The sequence below is a fragment of the uncultured Pseudoxanthomonas sp. genome (assembly GCF_947498795.1).
Classification (GTDB): Bacteria; Pseudomonadota; Gammaproteobacteria; order Xanthomonadales; family Xanthomonadaceae; genus Pseudoxanthomonas_A.
The window spans coordinates 223,528-241,342 of sequence record NZ_CANMLQ010000001.1 but is presented as its reverse complement, the minus strand read 5'-3'; the positions used below and the strand labels follow the sequence as shown (position 1 = coordinate 241,342).

Below are 17,815 nucleotides of genomic sequence, written 5' to 3'. Positions count from 1 at the left end.
CGGAAAGACGTCCAGAGAGGCCATGCGCCGGTCCGTATTGGCCGATTGTTCATGGCGAAGGCGGCGCCTAGGCTATCATCGACGGCCTGTTTCCCTGCCGCGGCCTGCCGCCAGCCCATGACCCAGCGTGCCTTTCCCCGCTTCTCCCGCCCTTCCGCCGCCACCCGTCTGGTGCTGCTGGCCCTGGTCGTCGGCTTCGCCGGTACCGGCTGCGGCAAGATCTTCAAGAAGAAGGACGCGGCGGAGAACCAGCCGGTCGAGGTGATGTACCAGGAAGCGCACCAGGCGATGGCCAACAACAACTGGGACCGCGGCCTGCTGAGCTTCCGCCGCCTGATCGCCCAGTACCCGTACGGCCCGTACACCGAACAGGCGCTGATGGAATCGGCCTATGCCGAGTACAAGGCCGGCAAGCTGGACGACGCCGTCACCACCATCGACCGCTTCATCCGCACCTACCCGACCCACCGCAACATCCCGTACATGTACTACCTGCGCGGACTGGCCAACTCCAACCGCGACACCGTGTTCCTGCAGAAGGTGTGGCGCCTGGATGCCAGCCGCCGCGACCTGGCCACGCCCATGCAGGGCTACAACGACTTCGCCCGCGTCGCGGAGAACTACCCCAACAGCCGGTACGCCGCCGATGCGCGCCAGCGCATGACCGTGCTGCGCGACCAGTTCGCCCTGCATGAGCTGGACACGGCCATCTACTACCTGCGCCGCGATGCCTGGGTGTCCGCCGCCAGCCGCGCCAAGTACCTGCTGGAAACCTACCCGCAGAGCGCCTATCAGTACGACGCCATCGCCGTGCTCGCCGAGGCCTACACCCATCTGGGCAACAAGACGCTGGCCGACGACGCCAGGCGCGTGCTGGAACTCAACGATCCGCAGCACCCCTGGCTGGCCGGCAAGTTCCCGGACTACCCATGGATGGTGCGCCGCCTGAACCCGTTCGCCGGCGAGAAATCCAGCAATTCCGTGGACCAGCGCAAGGACGACTGACGCCGTCGGGCGATCGCAAAGAAAAAGGGCCGCGAGGCCCTTTTTCTTTCTCCGGGCATTACCGCCGGGTCAGTCGGCTGCGCCGGCCTTGTCCCAGTCGAAGCGGGTCAGCACCGCCAGTTGCCGGGGCTCCATCACGCCGTTGTGTTCGATGCCGTCGATGATCCAGGTCGGGAACACCGTGACGCCCGCCGCTGCGCACGCCGAGACCATCGGCGTATTGCGCCCCCCCGGCGAGCATTCCACGTAGGGCAGGCGATCGGCCGCGTGGCCGAAGTGGCGCTTCTGCCGACTGCATTCCACGCACCAGGACGCGCCATAGAACTTCGCGCCGTAATCGGCCAGGTGCTGCGCGAGCGCCTCTGCGCGACGGCTCTCGGGTCGCTGGTGCAGCAGTCCGCTCTGGTGCACGTGCAGGACCGCGAGCACCAACAAGACCGGCACCGCCTGCACTCCCCACCAGCGCGTCCACGGCTGGCCCGGCGCCGAGGCGGGACGGCGCAGCTGCAGCCACGCGAACATCGCCGCCAGCACCGCCAGCGAGGCCAGGCAACCGATGCAGTACGCATCGAGCACGAACGCCCCTATCGCGGTGAGGTACACGCTGACCGCCAGTCCCAGCAGCACCAGCCGCCACTGGCGTTGCCAGCGCAGCAGCGGCGACGCCTTGCGTGCCAGCGACACGAGCGCGACCAGCGCATACAGGCCGAAGCCCCACAGCGCCATCGGCACGCCCAGCAGCGTGGACCATCCGCTGCGCCGGATCGCATCGCACCCCCCGTCGGCGCCGCAGAACGCGGATGGTGACCCGCTCCCCGCCGTCCAGGCCAGGTAGCCGGTGATCAGCAGGCCCAGCGCCGCCAGGGCCAGCATCACCCGGTCCGGCGGTGTGGCCGGACGCGGCGCCGGCACCGCGGGCCGGTCGCGATGGGGTGAACGCTTTTTCTTCCTTGTCATTCCGGTCTCCGGCTCGCGGTCGCGCTCACAGCGCGTACTTGTTGGTGATGGGATAGCGGCGTTCGCGGCCGAACGCGCGGCGCGAGACCTTGGGGCCGGGCGCGGCCTGGTGGCGCTTCCACTCGTTGATGCGCACCAGCCGCAGCATGCGGTCCACGGTGGTGGCGTCGAAGCCGGCGGCGACGATCTCGTCGCGCGACTGCTCCAGGTCCACGTAACGGAACAGGATCGCGTCCAGCACGTCGTACGGCGGCAGCGAATCCTGGTCCTTCTGGTTCTCGCGCAGCTCGGCCGACGGCGGTCGGTCGATGACGGCCGGCGGGATCACCGGTGCGCCGCCCACGGTGTTGCGCCAGCGCGCCAGCGCGAACACCTCGGTCTTGTACAGGTCCTTGATCGGCGCGTAGCCGCCGCACATGTCGCCGTAGATCGTGGCGTAGCCCACCGCGTATTCGCTCTTGTTGCCGGTGGTCAGCAGCAGGCCGCCGAACTTGTTGCTCAGCGCCATCAGGATCACGCCGCGGCTGCGCGACTGCAGGTTCTCCTCGGTGGTGTCGGCGGGCCTGTCGCCGAAGATCGGGCCGAGCGCGTCCAGGAAACCCTTGAACGGCGCTTCGATCGAGATGGCTTCCAGTTTCACGCCCATCGCCGCGCACTGTTCGGCGGCGAGGTCATTGGACAGGCCTGCGGTATAGCGCGACGGCAGCCGCACCGCAGTGACGTTGTCCGCGCCCAGCGCGTCCACCGCCAGCGCCAGCACCATCGCCGAATCGATGCCGCCGGACAGGCCCAGCCAGACCTTCGAAAACCCGTTCTTGCCGCAGTAGTCGCGGATGCCGCGCACGATCGCGCGCCACGCCAGCGCATCGCGGCTCTCGTCGCCGTCGTCCATCCACACCACCGGACTGAACGCACGCGTGGCCACGTCGAAGTCGACCACCAGCCATTGGTCGGTGAAGGCCGCCGCGGCCGGATGCACGGTGCCGTCGCCGTTGGCGACCACGGAGGCACCGTCGAACACCACCGCATCCTGCCCGCCGACCACGTTGAGGTAGGCCAGCGCCATGCCGGTCTCGCGCGTGCGCTCGGCGATCAGCGCATCGCGTTGCGCATGCTTGTCGCGGTCGAACGGCGACGCATTGGGCACCAGCGTCAGCACGGCGCCCGCCTCGGCGGTGTCGGCCAGCGGCTCGGGGAACCAGAGGTCTTCGCAGATCACCAGGCCCAGCGGCACGCCGTTCACCTCGAAGGTGCAGGCGCCGCCATCCGGGTCCACGTCGAAGTAGCGGCGCTCGTCGAACACCGCGTAGTTGGGCAGTTCGCGCTTGCGGTAGGTGGCCTCGACCGCGCCGTCGCGCAGCACGCTGGCAGCGTTGTACACCACGCTGCCAGCGCTCTGCGGCCAGCCCACCACGGCGACGATGCCGTGCGTGGTGGCGGCGATCTCCCTCAGTGCGGTTTCGCAATCGGCCAGGAAGCGCGGACGCAGCAAGAGGTCTTCAGGCGGATAGCCGCTGACCGCCAGTTCGGGGAACAGCACCACGTCGGCGCCGTACTGGTCGCGCGCCTCGGCGATCATGCGGCGGATGCTCTCGCTGTTCTGCGCGACGGCGCCGACCGGGAAATCGAACTGCGCCATGGCGATGCGGAGGGTCTGGGTCATGTCGGCCTTCGGTGGGAGCGAGCGCCGGCATTATCCCAGAGCACGGCAGGCCGCGCGCCCGCACAAAAAAGCCCCGCGGCGTCCCGGGAGGACGTGCGCGGGGCTTGCGCAGGAAAACGATGCGCGAGGCGGGGAATCAGTGGGCCAGACGGGCCGCGATGCGTTGCTGTTCGTCCTTCAATGCCTGCGGCGTGCGGGTGCCGAATTCCTGCAGGTACTCGCCGATGCCGGCGAACTCCGCCTGCCAGCCGGCGCGGTCGAAGCCGAACAGCAGGTCGTGCGCTTCATCGCTCAGCGCCACGCCATCCAGGTTGAGGTCCTCGGCGCGCGGCAGGTGGCCGATGGGGGTTTCCACCGCGTCGGCCTTGCCCTCGACGCGCTGGATCATCCACTCCAGCACGCGCAGGTTTTCGCCGAAGCCGGGCCACAGGAACTTGCCGTCGCCGCCCTTGCGGAACCAGTTCACGTGGAAAATTTTGGGCAGCTTCGCGCCGGCCCGGTCGAACGACAGCCAGTGGGCGAAGTAGTCGGCGAAGTTGTAGCCGCAGAACGGCTTCATCGCCATCGGGTCGCGACGCATCACGCCGACCGCGCCGGTCGCGGCGGCCGTGGTTTCCGAGCCCATCGCCGCGCCGACCAGCACGCCGTGCGTCCAGTCGCGCGCTTCGAACACCAGCGGCACCAGCGAGGCGCGGCGGCCGCCGAAGACGATGGCGCTGATCGGCACGCCCTGCGGATCCTCGGCCTTGGCCGAATAGCTGGGGCACTGCTTGGCCGACACGGTGAAGCGCGAGTTGGGGTGCGCGGCCGGCCCGTTGGCTGGATCGTACTTGCGCCCCTGCCAGTCCAGCGCCGGCGTGCGCGTGTCCAGGCCTTCCCACCACGGCTCCTGCTCGTCGGTGACGGCGACGTTGGTGAAGATGGTGTGGTGGCTGATGGTGGCCAGCGCGTTGGGGTTGGAACTGTCGGAGGTGCCCGGCGCCACGCCGAAGAAACCGGCTTCCGGATTGATCGCGTACAGGCGGCCATCGGCGCCGGGGCGCATCCAGCAGATGTCGTCGCCGACGGTCCACACCTTCCAGCCCGCCTGGCGATAGCCTTCCGGCGGAATCAGCATGGCCAGGTTGGTCTTGCCGCACGCCGACGGGAACGCGGCGGCGATGTAATGCGTTTCGCCCTGCGGGTTCTCGATGCCGACGATCAGCATGTGCTCGGCCAGCCAGCCTTCATGGCGCGCCTGGTGCGAGGCGATGCGCAGGGCGTGGCACTTCTTGCCCAGCAGCGCGTTGCCGCCGTAGCCGGAGCCGAAGCTCTTGATGGTCAGCTCGTCGGGGAAATGCATGATGAAGCGGCGGTCCGGGTCGAGCTCGCCGGTGGAGTGCAGGCCCTTCACGAACGTTCCCTCACGCTCGATCCGCGCCAGCGCCGGTGCGCCCATGCGGGTCATGATGCGCATGTTCGCCACCACGTACGGCGAATCGGTGATCTCCACGCCGCAGCGCGAGAGCGGCGAATCGATCGGGCCCATGCAGTACGGGATCACGTACAGCGTGCGTCCGCGCATGCATCCGGCGAACAGCGCGTCCATCTTCGCGTGCGCCTCGGCCGGGGCCATCCAGTGGTTGTTGGGGCCGGCATCGTCGGGCTGCGCGGTACACACGAAGGTCAGGTGCTCGACGCGTGCCACGTCGCTCGGGCTGGAGCGGTGCAGCCAGCTGTGCGGGTGGGTTTCAGGATTCAGCGGCAGCAAGGTGCCGTCGGCCAGCATCTGCTTCGTCAGCAGCGCGTTCTCGGCATCGCTGCCATCGCACCAGTGGATGTGGTCGGGTTGGGTGAGCGCGGCGACCTCGGCGACCCAGGCGTTCAACGCGGCCAGCGAACTGCCCGGAAATTCGTTGCGTTTGAAAACATCGACCGCTGCGTTCATGCCACACCCTCGAAAAGTGAGACCAAAATGATACCAATGTCTTGTCCTTCAGACGAGGAGAACGTCGACGGGCGGTCATCCGGGAGGGGGAACGAGGGTCATTCCGTCTCACCAGGGCCAGAGAAGGCCCGCCACACAGGGCGTTGCGCGCCAAGGACGGAGCTCCGAAGGCCATCGATCGAGCTCGGAGAGCCAACGATGAGGCCCGGACGCCCGATCGATGGCTTTCCGAGAGCGATCGATGGGACTCGCCATGCCATCGATCGCCCTCGGAGCCTCATCGCTCGGGCTCGGAATGTCATCGATGGAGCACGGAGCCCGATCGATGGGGCTTCGGGGGCGATGCCGATGGAGCTCAACGTGCCATCGACGGGGCTCAGAGGGCGATCGATGGAGCAACAAGGGCCATCGATGGCTTTCCGAGCCCCATCGATGACATTCCGAGCCCGATCTCCTTCCCGGCGGCTACGCCTCGCGCGAGCGCCGGTAGGGATTGAACAGCTGCAGCAGCCACGGCTTCTGCGCCAGCACCAGGCTGACCCCCACCCGGTCTTCCGCCGGCAGCGTCGCATCGCGGGCGAGCAACGCATCGAACTCGCGCGCGACCTCCTCGAGGCGCTGGCGGAGCTGCTTCACGCCGTCGATGCTCAGGCTGCCGCTCAGCAGCAGCAGCGCATCCTGTTCTCCGTCGAATGGATCGGCGAAGTAATCGGTCAGCAGGGTGAGCCGGAAGTAGCGCTCCATCGGGCCATCGGCACGCCAGCGGAAGTTGCGCGCGGTCAGCGCGCGGCCGCGGTTGCCGGGCATCAGTTCGATGATGCCCAGGCGATCCAGCTTGACCAGCAGACCGGTCCACTGCGCCGGCGTGAAGCCGAAGTGGCCCATCACGTCGTCCTGGCGCCAGCGGTTCAGGGTGAGGAACAGCGCCATGAGCAGCGGCGGGTCGTCCACCAGGGCCTGTTCCTGCGCCTCGCTCAGTTGGGCCATCGCCTTGCGCCCGCGCGAGGCTTCGGCGCTGAGCTCGGCCAGGCCGACATCGAGCACATCGCAGATCTGCTCGAGCCGCTGCAGGCTCATCGCGCGGCGCGAGAACATGCGCTTGACCGCCGCTTCGCTCATGCGGATGCGGACGGCGAGTTCGCGGTACGTCAGTTCCTGCGCGCGCAGGCAGCGCTTCAGGGCATCGATCAGGTCGACCGAGACGGCCATCGGTAGCGGATTCCTATACCGGTTGTTGCGCCGGAGCTTACCTCGTCGATGCCGGTTGAACACCGCGGGCGAGCGCAGCCAAGGTGCGGCGACATCGCCGGAGGCCGCCATGACCCGCCTGATCGCCCGCTCGCTATCGCTTGCCCTGGCCACCGCCCTGTCCGGCGGCATGACCCTCCCGGCGCAGGCCGCCCCCCAGTCCGATGGCGCCAGCCGTATGTCGCAGGCCAGTCTCGAAGCCTCCATCGAAGTGCCCGTCGCGGTGATCCACGCACTGGGCCATGGCGCGTCCGCCGTGGTGACCGGCGTCGCCGTGGTGGCGGGCAGCGTGGCGGTCACGGTGTCGGTCGCCGCAGCGGGCGTGGTGGGCGCCGCCTCGTTCGTCGTGTACCTGAGCGCGGAGGCGATCAAGCGGCTAGGCATCGCGGTCGGCACGGCCATCAGCGTGGCTGCGGTGTCGACCGGCTGGATCCTCAGCGCGGCCGGCGAAGCGCTGTGCTTCATCGCCAACGACGCCGCCCGCCCGCACATCCACAGCCACCGATACGGCGGGTGATCGCGTGATCCGCACGTTCGCGGCATGCCTTTTCGCCTTCGTCCTCGCGCTGCCAGGGACGGCACGCGCGGGCGATGCCTGCAAGCAACTGGAGATGCCGCCGCACAAGGTGGCGGACGCCGCGCGCACCGCGTTGCTGGCGGCGCGGCAACTCGACGAGGTGGATGCGCCGGTGGCGCTGATCACACGCGTCGGCACCGACCTGTCGAAGCAGGGCCTGGTCTACAGCCACGCCGGTTTCGCGGTGCGCGACCACGCCGAAGGCCGCTGGACGGTGGTGCACCTGCTCAACGAATGCGGCAGCGACCGGTCCGGCCTGTATGCGCAGGGGTTGGTGAACTTCTTCGCCGACGACCTGGTGAACCAGGACCTGCGCATCGTCTGGTTCACGCCGGACGTCGCCGACCGCCTGGCCGCGCGACTGCAGCAGATGCCACGCCACAGCCTGCACCACCCACGCTACAACCTGATCGCGCGACCCGGCAGCGAGGACTACCAGAACTCCACCGCGTGGCTCGTCGAAGTGATGGCCGCCGCCCTCGCCGATCGCGGCATCTACGACCGCCGCAGTGCGTACGCCTTCGCCCGCGGCGACGGCTTCGTGCCGGACACGGTGCACATCGCCTATTCCAAACGCGTACTGGGCGGGTTGTTCTCCGCCAACACCGACTTCACCGACCACCCCGTCGGCACGCGCCTGTCCGGCGACTACCCCGTCGTCACCGTGCGCTCGATCTTCCGGTGGCTGGAACGCAGCGGATATGTGCGCGAGCAGCGGGAGTGGCGGGGTGGCGTGCGGCAAGTGGCGATGGGGCCGGCGTGAGGGAGGTCACGCGCGCCGCCACGTCGCACGCATCTCCCGGCGTATGGGCTTTCCGCTTGCTCTCGCGCCTGCTGGCCGCCTGCGTACTGACGTCGATTCCCGTGCATCTCGCATTGCTCGTGTCCGACAGCGCCGTGTATCGCGGCTGGGTTTACCTGCAGTTGGCGCTGCTGACGGCATCCGCATGGCTGCTGTGGCGCTCACGCAGGCTCGATGGTCGTGCCGTCATCGCCCTCCCACTGACGACGATACCCGCGATCCACATCAACGCCGCATATCTGAACTACGGCAATGGCCCACAGGCTTGGGCACTGCCGCTCGCCCTCGGCCTTTGCTACGTCGCGCTCTATGCGGTCGCGCGCGCTGGAAAGACGCGGCGATCCGGCGCGAGCCCCGCGGGAGGAGATCATCGATGAACGCCAGATTCATTGCTTTGCTCGCGACGCTCCTGCTGGTTGGCTGCTATCCAGTCACCTACGAAGATGTAAGCCGCGATTCGGAGTACGCGCGATATGTCGGCAACGAGTACAGGGCGACGGCCGACATGACCGTCTATCGCGTGAGCCTGGATCAGAACTACGGCCCCTCACCTAGCACCTACAAAGTCGTCCAGCCGCCCGGCTTTGATGGACCGGAGGTCATCTCGCGGACGCGCTTCCCGGAAGGGTCGACGCTGAAGGTACTGACGATCCAGTGATGCAAGGATTGCTATCTGGATGCCGAGCCGAGAGTTCATGCGACGGTTCGTATCACCTCGACCACGCAGTTCGACGATCAGGAAGTACGGGCCGATCTGGGGCTGCTGTCTTCGCACATGCAAGCCGTCGACGAGCCCGCACCAATCAAATGACGGGCGCGACGTAGCCCGCCCTCCACACGGCGACCACGCGCCGCCTTATGAAGCGTCAGTTCGGAATCAACGTCGAGATGACGTGTTCGAGGTAGGTCTCGAACTCTTCCGACGTCATGCGCGGCTGTTGCAGCTGCAGCGACAGTTGCAGGAAGCCCACATAGGCCGCATAGGCCAGGCGCGCACGATGCGTGGCATCGGTGCGCTGCAGGCCGGCCTGTCGGAACATCGCCACCAGATAGTCCAGCCGGCGCTGCGAGATGCGGTCGATGACCGGCTGCACGGAGGGGTGGTCCAGCGCCTTCAGCAGTTCGCTGTAGATGATGTGCGGCTTGACCTCGTGCCCGACAAGCTGGAACAGCGCGCGCAGGCGTTCGCGCGGATCGGCCACCTTTTCCAGGCTGCCGAAGATGTTTTCCTGTTCACCGACTTCCCAACGCTCCAGCGCCGCCTGCAGCAGCGCATCGCGGGACGGGAAGTGCCAGTAGAAGCTGCCCTTCGTGACACCCAGCCGGCGGGCGAGCGGTTCCACGGCCACCGCCGACACCCCCTGCTCCGCAATCAGGTCGAGCGCCGCCTGGGCCCAGTCGTCGGCACTGAGGCGGGCGTTGCGGGCGGGGGCGCTGGCGGGTGTTTCGGGGCTGGGCGTGCTCATGGCCGGCATTTAACCATACGCCGAGGTGTGTAGCGGTATGTATGCTGCAGCGCACCACAAATAAAGACAAATCAATCGGTTGCATGTGAAACGCGAATGCCAAACCGATTGACTGCTCTAAATGCGACAGCCCATACTTGGCCGTATGGTCACCTCCACCTCTCCTGCTACCGCGCCGCACTCCCGCGTCATCGACGCCGGTCAGGATCGCGTGCTGAAAGGACAGGGGGAGGTGCCGCTCGCGCTTCGTCGTTTCCCGTCGCCCCGCGCCCTGCAGAGCCATCCCGCGCTGATCTACGCGCACGGGTTCGGACAGACCGCGGGCGCCTGGCATAGAACCGGGCAATGGCTGGCCGAACAGGGATATGCCGGACTGGCGTACGACGCGCGTGGCCACGGCGAGTCCGGCCGCAATGCCCCCGATCTTCCCTATGCGGGCGACCAGTTCGCCGACGACCTGATCGTGGTGGCCGGTGAACAACCGGAACCGCCGGTCCTGGTCGGCGCGTCGATGGGCGGGCTGTTCGGGCTGATCGCCGAGTCGCGCTGGCCCGGCCTGTTCCGCGCCATGGTGCTGGTGGACATCACCCCGCGCTGGGAGCACGCCGGCCTGCAGCGCATCCTCGCCTTCATGACCGCGTTCCCCGACGGCTTCGCGTCGCTCGATCACGCGGCGGACGCCATTGCCGCGTACCAACCGCAGCGTCGCACGCGCAAATCCGCCGACGACCTGCGCGAGCTGCTGCGCGAAGGCGCCGATGGCCGCTGGCGCTGGCACTGGGACCCGCGCCTGGTCGACGAGCTCGCGCGCGACAGCGCCCAGCACCAGGAGGCCATCGCCGAGGCCGCGCGCCGGGTGCAGTGCCCCGTGCTGCTGATCAGCGGCGGGCGCAGCGACCTGGTCTCGGAGAAGACCGTCGAAGAATTCCAGCGATTGGTGCCGCATGCGCGCCACGTGCACCTGCCGCAGGCCACGCACATGGTGGCCGGCGACGACAACGACGCATTTACCGCCACCGTGCTGGAATACCTGGCAAGCCTGTCGGCTGCGCCGGGCCATGCCGAATCCGATGTAACCGAATCCGTGTCCGGAGCAACCCCATGAGCATCGTCATCCCCTTCCTCGCCTTCCTGCTGGCGGGCGCATTCGCCGCCTACCATCGGATCCGGCTCGCCTACTGGGCCGCGATCACCGCCAGCCTGCTGGTCGCGTGCTGGCTGCTGGGCGCCAACCCCACGGCCACCGTCGTCGCGGCGCTGGTGGTGGTGGCGATCGCGCTGCCGCTGCTGATCCCGGCGATCCGCAAGCCGTTGATCACGGCGCCGGCGCTGGGCTTCCTGCGTCGCGCACTGCCGCCGCTGTCGCAGACCGAGCGCATCGCGCTGGAAACCGGGTCGGTCGGCTTCGAAGGCGACCTGTTCACCGGCGACCCGGACTGGAACAAGCTGCTGGCCTATCCGAAGCCGCAGCTCACCGCCGACGAACAGGCCTTCCTGGACGGTCCGGTGGAAGAGCTGTGCCGGATGACCAACGACTGGGAAATCACCCACATCCACGCCGACCTGCCGCCGGAGCTGTGGGACTACATCAAGAAGAACAAGTTCTTCGGCATGATCATCCCGAAGCAGTACGGCGGCCTGGGCTTCTCCGCGCTGGCGCACCACAAGGTGATCCAGAAGATCGCCTCGGTCAGCAGCGTGGTCAGCTCCACCGTCGGCGTGCCCAACTCGCTGGGCCCGGGCGAACTGCTCAACCATTACGGCACGCAGGAACAGAAGGACTACTACCTGCCGCGCCTGGCGATCGGCCAGGAGGTGCCCTGCTTCGGCCTGACGGGCCCGTTTGCCGGCTCCGACGCGACCTCGATTCCCGACTACGGCATCGTCTGCAAGGGTGAATGGAACGGCGCCAACGTGCTGGGCATCCGCCTGACCTTCGACAAGCGCTACATCACCCTGGCGCCGGTCGCCACGCTCATCGGCCTGGCGTTCCGCATGTACGACCCGGACGGACTGATCGGCGACACGCGCGACATCGGCATCACCCTGGCGCTGCTGCCGCGCGATACGCCCGGCGTGGACGTCGGCCGCCGCCACTTCCCGCTGAACTCGCCGTTCCAGAACGGCCCCATCCATGGCCGCGACGTGTTCATCCCGCTGAGCCAGCTGATCGGTGGCGTCGAGATGGCCGGCAAGGGCTGGAACATGCTCAACGAGTGCCTGGCCGTGGGCCGCTCGATCACCCTGCCTTCCACCGCTAGCGGCGGCGCCAAGTTCGGCGCGCGCGTCACCGGCAGTTATGCCCGCATCCGCAAGCAGTTCGGCCTGTCGGTCGGCCGCTTCGAAGGCGTGGAGGAGGCGCTGGCCCGCATCGGTGGCAAGGCGTACGCGATCAGCGCGCTGTCGCAGGCCACCGCGGCCGCCGTGGACCGTGGCGACGTGCCGTCGGTACCGTCGGCGATCGCCAAGTACCACTGCACGAACATGGGCCGCGATGTCGCCAAGGACGTGATGGACATCGTCGGCGGCAAGGGCATCATCCTGGGCCCGCGCAACTTCGCTGGCCGTGCGTGGCAGGCCTCGCCTATCGCCATCACGGTGGAAGGCGCGAACATCATGACGCGCAGCCTGCTGATCTTCGGCCAGGGTTCGATCCTGTGCCATCCGTACATCATCAAGGAAATGCGCGCGGCACAGGACCCGGATACCCGTGCCGGCGTCAACCAGCTGGATGCCGTGCTCTACCCGCACATCGGCGGGGCCATCTCCAACGCGGTGCGCTCGTTCTGGTTCGGCATCACCGGTTCGAAGATCGGTGCGGCCCCGGGCGATGCGTACACGAAGAAGTTCTTCCGCAAGCTGGACCGGTACGCCGCCAACCTGGCGCTGCTCACCGACATCTCGCTGGGCGCGCTGGGCGGCAAGCTGAAGTTCAAGGAATCGCTGTCGGGCCGCCTGGGCGACGTACTGAGCCACCTGTACATGATGAGCGCGGTGCTCAAGCGCCACCATGACGACGGCGCCCCGGAAGCCGACAAGCCGCTGCTGGCGTGGGCGTTCCACAACAGTGCGTACGAGATCGAGCTGGCGCTGTCGCAGGCGCTGCGCAATTTCCCGATCAAGCCGCTGGGCTGGCTGCTGTGGCCGGTAGTGTTCCCGTTCGGCCGCCGCGCCGTGGCACCGGGCGACCGCCTGAGCCATCGCGTCGCGATGCTGCTGATGGCGCCGAACGAAGCGCGCGACCGCCTGGGCCAGGGTGTGTTCCTGACCCCGTGCGAGAACAACCCCGGCGGCCGCATCGACAGCTACCTGGCCGCCGCCGTGGCCGCCGAGCCGGTGGAGCGCAAGTTCCTGAAGGCGCTGAAGACCAGGGACATCGAAGCCCTGGACTACAGCGCGCAGCTGGATGAAGGCGTGCGCGAGGGCTGGATCACCGCGGAAGAGCGCAGGCAGCTGGAAGAACTGCGCGCGATCACGCTGGACACGATCACCGTGGACGACTTCGACGTGCACGAACTGCGTGCCGCCAGCTACTACGACCTGCCGCAGAACAAGCGGCAACCGCGCGAAGCGGCCTGACGCCACCACGAAAGACACGACGACGGCGGGCATGTCCCGCCGTCGTCGCGACAGGAGCACACGATGAGCGCCGACGTCCTGAAGATCTACCGCAGCCTGAGCCGCAAGCCGCTAGGCCACTGGCTGTTCTCGCGCCTGATCTGCTTCAAGGCGCCCTACTTCGGCAGCATCGGCCCGCGCATGGTGCGGCTGGAACCCGGCCGCGGCGAAGCGACCATCCGCCATCGCCGTTCGGTCACCAACCACCTCGGCACCGTGCACGCGATCGCACTGTGCAACCTGGCTGAATTCGTCGGCGGCCTCACCACCGACGTCAGCATCCCGCGCTCGATGCGCTGGATTCCCAAGGGCATGACGGTCGAGTACCTGAAGAAGGCCGTCGGGACGATGACCGCGGTCGCGACCCCGGCCTTCGAGCCCCGCGAATCCGTCGATGGCTATGAGCTGCCGATGGACGTGGTGGTCAGCAATCCGCAGGACGAGCCGGTGTTCCGCGCGCGCATCTCCATGTGGGTGTCGCCGAAGCCACCGCGCACCGACTGATGCGTAGCCGTCGTGGGAGCGACGTAAGTCGCGACGCATAACATCCGTCCGCGAAGATGACCTGCCGGAGGGAGCGGTCGCGACTCACATCGCTCCCACATCGGTTTAAATGCCGGATCAGAGAAGCCAGATAGCGGCCAACGCCGCGATCGCCGGCACGCCCTGCACGTAGAAGATCCGCCGACTGACGCTCCATGCGCCGTACAGCGCCGCAACGACCACGCACAGCAGGAAGAACACCACCACGTTCCATTGCGCGGTGAACAGTCCCCATAACAGGCCGGCGGCGAGGAAGCCGTTGTAGAGCCCCTGGTTGGCCGCCAGCACGCGGGTGGTCTCGGCCTTCTCGGCCGTGTTGCGGAAGGCCTTCAGACCAGCGGGCTTGGTCCAGAGGAACATTTCCAGCACCAGGAACCAGGCGTGTAGCACCGCCACCAGTACCACCAACACCGAAGCGATCACGTCCATCCAGGCCTCCCGTCATGTGCCGGGCAGCATAGCGGCATCGTGCAAGGACGTCAGGAGGTCCTCGTGGCCGTCGACGGGTCGCTCGCCGCCCGTTCGGACGGCAGCTTCGACTCTTCGCGCAGCAGGCGCCACGCGCTGAAGGTCATGGCGCTGGCGACCAGCAGGCCGGCACCGAACACGACGTTCGACCCGAACGCGGACAGGAGCTTGTGCAGCCAGACGAAGCTGAGGTCGCCGCCGCGATAGATGACCGTGTCGATCGCCGCCCCCGCCTTGTAGCGCCACTCGCGGCCGACCCGCGTGTAGATAGTCTCGCGCGCCGGCTTGGCCAGCGAGAACTCGCTGGCGCGGGTGACCACCTGCACGATGGCGATCATCATGGGCAGCGGCGATGCGGCCAGGATCGAGAACCCGATGATGATCGCGCAGCCGGGGATCAGCAGCGCCGGCGCGATGCCGAAGCGCGACAGCAGGAAGCGCGTCACCAGCAGCTGCACCACGAGGGTCAGTGAATTCACCGCGAGATCGAGCGTGGCGAAGTAGTCGGCGCGCTGCTCGGCCGAACTGAACATCGTGCGGGCGATGGCATTCTGCTCGTTGTAGAGCAGCGTGCCCACGCCGACGCCCATGACCACCATCGCGGCCAGCCAGCGCAGCAGCGGCTCGCGCGCGATGAGCTTCAACCCCGCCAGCACGTCGCCCCCCATGGGGATCTCGCCGCTGACCTGCTCGCGCAGCGCCTCGCGGGCGACCGCCCACGTCCGCAGCTTGAAGATGCAGAGCACGCAGACCGAGAACAGGAAGGCCGACACCAGCATCATGTTGGGAATGCCGACTCGCACCACCAGCGTCTTGGTCAGCACGGGCCCCAGGAATGCCCCCATCGTGCCGGCTGCGCCGATATACCCGTAGAACTTGCGCGCCTCGGCATTGGTGAACACGTCCGCCATGAAGCTCCAGAACACGGCGACCGCGAACAGGTTGAATACCGTGATCCACAGGATGAAGGCCAGTCCGCGCCCCGCGATGCCACTGTCGAACATGGCGTAGAACACGAGCAGCGTGGCGATGAAGAAGCCGTAGATCACCGGCAGGAACACCCGGCGCGGAAAGCGGCTGACCAGCCAGCCATAGACCGGCTGCAGCACCAGCATGATGACGAACACGGCGCTGAAGATGAACTGCAGCGTGAATTCGCTGAGCGCGATGCCACGGCTGGCGAAGAAGGCGATCAGTGCCGGCGGAAACACCGCTTCGATGTCGCTGGAGGCCGCCATCGCTTCCCGCACCGGCCGCAGCACGTAGTAACCGCTGAGAAGGCAGAAGAAATACACGAACGCCCACAGCAGCGGCGGCGACTCCGACAGCGCCGTGCGGAATCGGCCGAACCGGGTGGTCGCGGGTGAAGACGGGTCCATGGGCGCGGCCTGCGATCGTTTCATCGGGACGCGGGCACCGCCCGCCTGTGGCGCGCACGGTATCCGATGCACTGCAACATCGCCAGCCTTTCCGGGTATGCGCTCCGCCGGAATCCCGCCGTGCGCGTCCCCGGCGCCGGACGCGTCGAATGCCCGAGCATTTGCTCTATCCCCCGCCGCTAGGTTCGGCCGGACTTCGCAACAGGGCAGCATGTGTACGACTACATCATCGTGGGCGCCGGATCGGCCGGTTGCGTCCTTGCCCACCGCCTGAGCGAAGACCCGGCGTGCCGCGTGCTGCTGCTCGAAGCCGGGCCGCGCGACTGGCATCCCTTCATTCACATGCCCGCCGGCCTGGCCAAGCTGGTCGGCCAGAAGGGTGTCAACTGGAACTACGACACCGCGCCCGAGCCGCACCTGGACAACCGTCGCCTGTGGTGGCCCCGCGGCAAGGTGCTGGGCGGGTCCAGTTCGATCAATGCGATGTGCTACATCCGCGGCGTGCCGCAGGACTACGACGACTGGGCGGCTGCCGGTGCCGCCGGCTGGGGCTGGGCCGGCGCCTTGCCCTATTTCCGCCGCTCGGAACACAACACCCGCGGTGCGGACACGCTGCATGGCGGCGACGGCCCGCTGCACGTGTCCGATCTGCGCTACACCAATCCGCTGTCCGCAGCCTTCGTCGAGGCGGGGGTGCAGGCCGGCTTCGCGCGCAACGATGACTTCAATGGTCCGACGCAGGCGGGCTTCGGGCTCTACCAGGTGACGCAGAAGGACGGTGCACGCTGTTCGGCGGCGGTGGCCTACCTGGACCCGGCGCGCGACCGCCAGAACCTCGACATCGTCACTGGCGCACTGGTGCGGCGCATCCTGCTGGAGAAGGGACGCGCCGTCGGCGTCGCGTACGCCCGCGGCGGCCATGAGATCGTCGTGCGGTGCGGACGCGAGGTGCTGTTGAGCGGCGGCGCGATCAACTCGCCGCAGCTGCTGATGCTGTCCGGCATCGGCCCGGCGGATCACCTGCAGCAGACGGGCATCAGCGTGCGGCACGCGCTGCCCGGCGTCGGCCGCAACCTGCAGGACCACCTCGACATCTGCACCCTGCAGCACAGTACGCAGCGCATCACCTACGACCGTACCAGCGAGCTGAAGACGGCCTTCGACTACTTCCTGCGCGGGCATCGCGGCCCGGGCAGCAGCAACATCGCGGAGGCCGGCGCGTTCGTGCGCTCGCCGCTGGCTCCGGACGACCGCCCCGACATCCAGATGCATTTCGTGCCGGCCATGCTGGACGACCACGGTCGTCACCGGCTGCCCGGCGACGGCTATACGTTGCATGCCTGCTTCCTGCGCCCGAGAAGCCGGGGCCGCATCGCGCTGGCGAGCGCGGATCCTCGTGCCGACGCGCGCATCGAAGCCCACTACCTGAGCGACCCGGAAGGCTTCGACCTGAAGATGATGGTCGAGTGCGCCAAGCTGTCGCGCGAGCTGTTCGCCCAGCCCGCGTTCGACGCCTACCGCGGAGCACCGATCCATCCCCGCCGCACCGACCTGTCCGATGCGGAGCTGGTCGACTTCATCCGCGCCAAGGCGGAGACCGTCTACCACCCGGTCGGCACCTGCCGCATGGGCGAGGATGAGGACGCCGTCGTCGACCCGCAGTTGCGCGTGCGCGGCATCGAGGGGCTTCGGGTGATCGACGCCTCGGTGATGCCGTCGCTGATCGGCGGCAACACCAACGCACCCACCATCATGATCGCCGAGCGTGCGTCGGATCTGATCCGCTGCCGTCCCACCTTGTGTGGCGACGACCTCCCGGCACACACGGCACCGAGCGCACTGGCCACCGTCGCCTGAGTTCGCACCCGCCGCACACAGCCCCCACGCGGCGATCGAGCCGTGCATCTGTTCAGCGGATGCCCGCGCGTCGCGCTGGCGTGCGCCTTGTTGGCGCGGCACTTGCATGTGGTCTAGTGGATCTTCCTGAACGCGATGCAAGCCCTCGCATCGCGGGCAGTCCACCTTGCTGAATTGGGACGTTCCGCACATCCGCAATCCGCAACAGGATGAACAACATGCACACGGAACCTCTCCTTGTTTGTGCAACCGAAAAAAGCGGCGTTATGATCCCAGACAGCATCCGCTCACGCAGGCGCCACGCA

The 17,815-nt window shown here is 67.7% G+C and carries 16 protein-coding genes; 9 read left to right on the top strand and 7 right to left on the bottom strand.

Translation table 11 applies throughout. From position 1 onward, the window contains the following. The first annotated feature begins 117 nt into the window (after positions 1-117). Positions 118-1,005: an outer membrane protein assembly factor BamD gene (locus Q0907_RS01115; RefSeq protein ID WP_299340669.1), complete on the top strand. Its 888-nt coding sequence runs from the start codon at positions 118-120 to the stop codon at positions 1,003-1,005. Between the two features lie 69 nt (positions 1,006-1,074). Here Q0907_RS01115 and Q0907_RS01110 read toward each other — a convergent pair whose 3' ends face one another. The 4 genes from Q0907_RS01110 to Q0907_RS01095 all read right to left on the bottom strand — a co-directional run bounded on the left by Q0907_RS01110 (position 1,075) and on the right by Q0907_RS01095 (position 6,761). Next, positions 1,075-1,962, bottom strand: coding sequence for a vitamin K epoxide reductase family protein (locus Q0907_RS01110; RefSeq protein ID WP_299340666.1), 888 nt, complete (start codon positions 1,960-1,962; stop codon positions 1,075-1,077). Between the two features lie 25 nt (positions 1,963-1,987). Beyond that, positions 1,988-3,625, bottom strand: a complete 1,638-nt coding sequence (locus Q0907_RS01105) for an NAD+ synthase (protein WP_299340663.1) — start codon at positions 3,623-3,625, stop codon at positions 1,988-1,990. A gap of 136 nt (positions 3,626-3,761) precedes the next feature. Next, the gene (locus tag Q0907_RS01100) at positions 3,762-5,552 is read right to left on the bottom strand and encodes a phosphoenolpyruvate carboxykinase (GTP) (RefSeq protein ID WP_299340661.1); all 1,791 of its coding nucleotides are present in this window, start codon (positions 5,550-5,552) and stop codon (positions 3,762-3,764) included. Between the two features lie 465 nt (positions 5,553-6,017). Further along, on the bottom strand, positions 6,018-6,761 hold the full coding sequence (locus Q0907_RS01095) for a helix-turn-helix transcriptional regulator (RefSeq protein ID WP_296279729.1): 744 nt from the start codon (positions 6,759-6,761) through the stop codon (positions 6,018-6,020). 109 nt (positions 6,762-6,870) lie between these two features. Between Q0907_RS01095 and Q0907_RS01090 the strand changes: the two genes are divergently transcribed. Genes Q0907_RS01090 through Q0907_RS01075 form a run of 4 tightly spaced genes read left to right on the top strand, consistent with a single transcriptional unit; the run spans position 6,871 to position 8,837 of the window. After that, on the top strand, positions 6,871-7,317 hold the full coding sequence (locus Q0907_RS01090; RefSeq protein WP_296279728.1) for a hypothetical protein: 447 nt from the start codon (positions 6,871-6,873) through the stop codon (positions 7,315-7,317). Positions 7,318-7,321: 4 nt separating this feature from the next. Next, the gene (locus tag Q0907_RS01085; protein ID WP_299340658.1) at positions 7,322-8,140 is read left to right on the top strand and encodes a DUF2145 domain-containing protein; all 819 of its coding nucleotides are present in this window, start codon (positions 7,322-7,324) and stop codon (positions 8,138-8,140) included. A 56-nt stretch (positions 8,141-8,196) separates the two neighbouring features. Further along, positions 8,197-8,556 (top strand): hypothetical protein, encoded by a 360-nt coding sequence (locus Q0907_RS01080; RefSeq protein ID WP_299340655.1) that lies wholly within the window; start codon positions 8,197-8,199, stop codon positions 8,554-8,556. Further along, complete coding sequence (locus Q0907_RS01075) at positions 8,553-8,837, top strand: hypothetical protein (RefSeq protein WP_299340652.1); 285 nt, start codon at positions 8,553-8,555, stop codon at positions 8,835-8,837. The genes Q0907_RS01080 and Q0907_RS01075 overlap by 4 nt, the downstream gene beginning before the upstream one ends. A 208-nt stretch (positions 8,838-9,045) precedes the next feature. Here the strand turns inward: Q0907_RS01075 and Q0907_RS01070 are convergent, their stop codons facing one another. Further along, a complete protein-coding gene (locus Q0907_RS01070) occupies positions 9,046-9,645 on the bottom strand; it encodes a TetR/AcrR family transcriptional regulator (protein ID WP_296279725.1) in 600 nt (199 codons plus the stop codon). A 145-nt stretch (positions 9,646-9,790) separates the two neighbouring features. Between Q0907_RS01070 and Q0907_RS01065 the strand changes: the two genes are divergently transcribed. The 3 genes from Q0907_RS01065 (at position 9,791) to Q0907_RS01055 (ending at position 13,767) form a co-directional block, all read left to right on the top strand. Beyond that, positions 9,791-10,750 carry an alpha/beta fold hydrolase gene (locus Q0907_RS01065; protein ID WP_299340649.1) on the top strand — a complete coding sequence of 320 codons (960 nt, stop codon included), beginning with the start codon at positions 9,791-9,793 and terminating at the stop codon, positions 10,748-10,750. After that, positions 10,747-13,224: an acyl-CoA dehydrogenase gene (locus Q0907_RS01060; protein WP_299340647.1), complete on the top strand. Its 2,478-nt coding sequence runs from the start codon at positions 10,747-10,749 to the stop codon at positions 13,222-13,224. Before Q0907_RS01065 ends, Q0907_RS01060 begins: the two co-directional genes overlap by 4 nt. Before the next feature lie 63 nt (positions 13,225-13,287). Continuing rightward, positions 13,288-13,767 carry a hotdog fold domain-containing protein gene (locus tag Q0907_RS01055; protein WP_296279720.1) on the top strand — a complete coding sequence of 160 codons (480 nt, stop codon included), beginning with the start codon at positions 13,288-13,290 and terminating at the stop codon, positions 13,765-13,767. A 117-nt stretch (positions 13,768-13,884) separates the two neighbouring features. Here Q0907_RS01055 and Q0907_RS01050 read toward each other — a convergent pair whose 3' ends face one another. After that, positions 13,885-14,235 carry a DUF1304 domain-containing protein gene (locus Q0907_RS01050; RefSeq protein WP_299340645.1) on the bottom strand — a complete coding sequence of 117 codons (351 nt, stop codon included), beginning with the start codon at positions 14,233-14,235 and terminating at the stop codon, positions 13,885-13,887. Between the two features lie 50 nt (positions 14,236-14,285). Beyond that, positions 14,286-15,653 (bottom strand): MFS transporter, encoded by a 1,368-nt coding sequence (locus tag Q0907_RS01045; protein ID WP_299340642.1) that lies wholly within the window; start codon positions 15,651-15,653, stop codon positions 14,286-14,288. 213 nt (positions 15,654-15,866) lie between these two features. Here Q0907_RS01045 and Q0907_RS01040 point away from each other — a divergent pair, with 213 nt between their 5' ends. After that, positions 15,867-17,510, top strand: a complete 1,644-nt coding sequence (locus Q0907_RS01040; protein ID WP_299340639.1) for a choline dehydrogenase — start codon at positions 15,867-15,869, stop codon at positions 17,508-17,510. Positions 17,511-17,815: the final 305 nt, after the last annotated feature.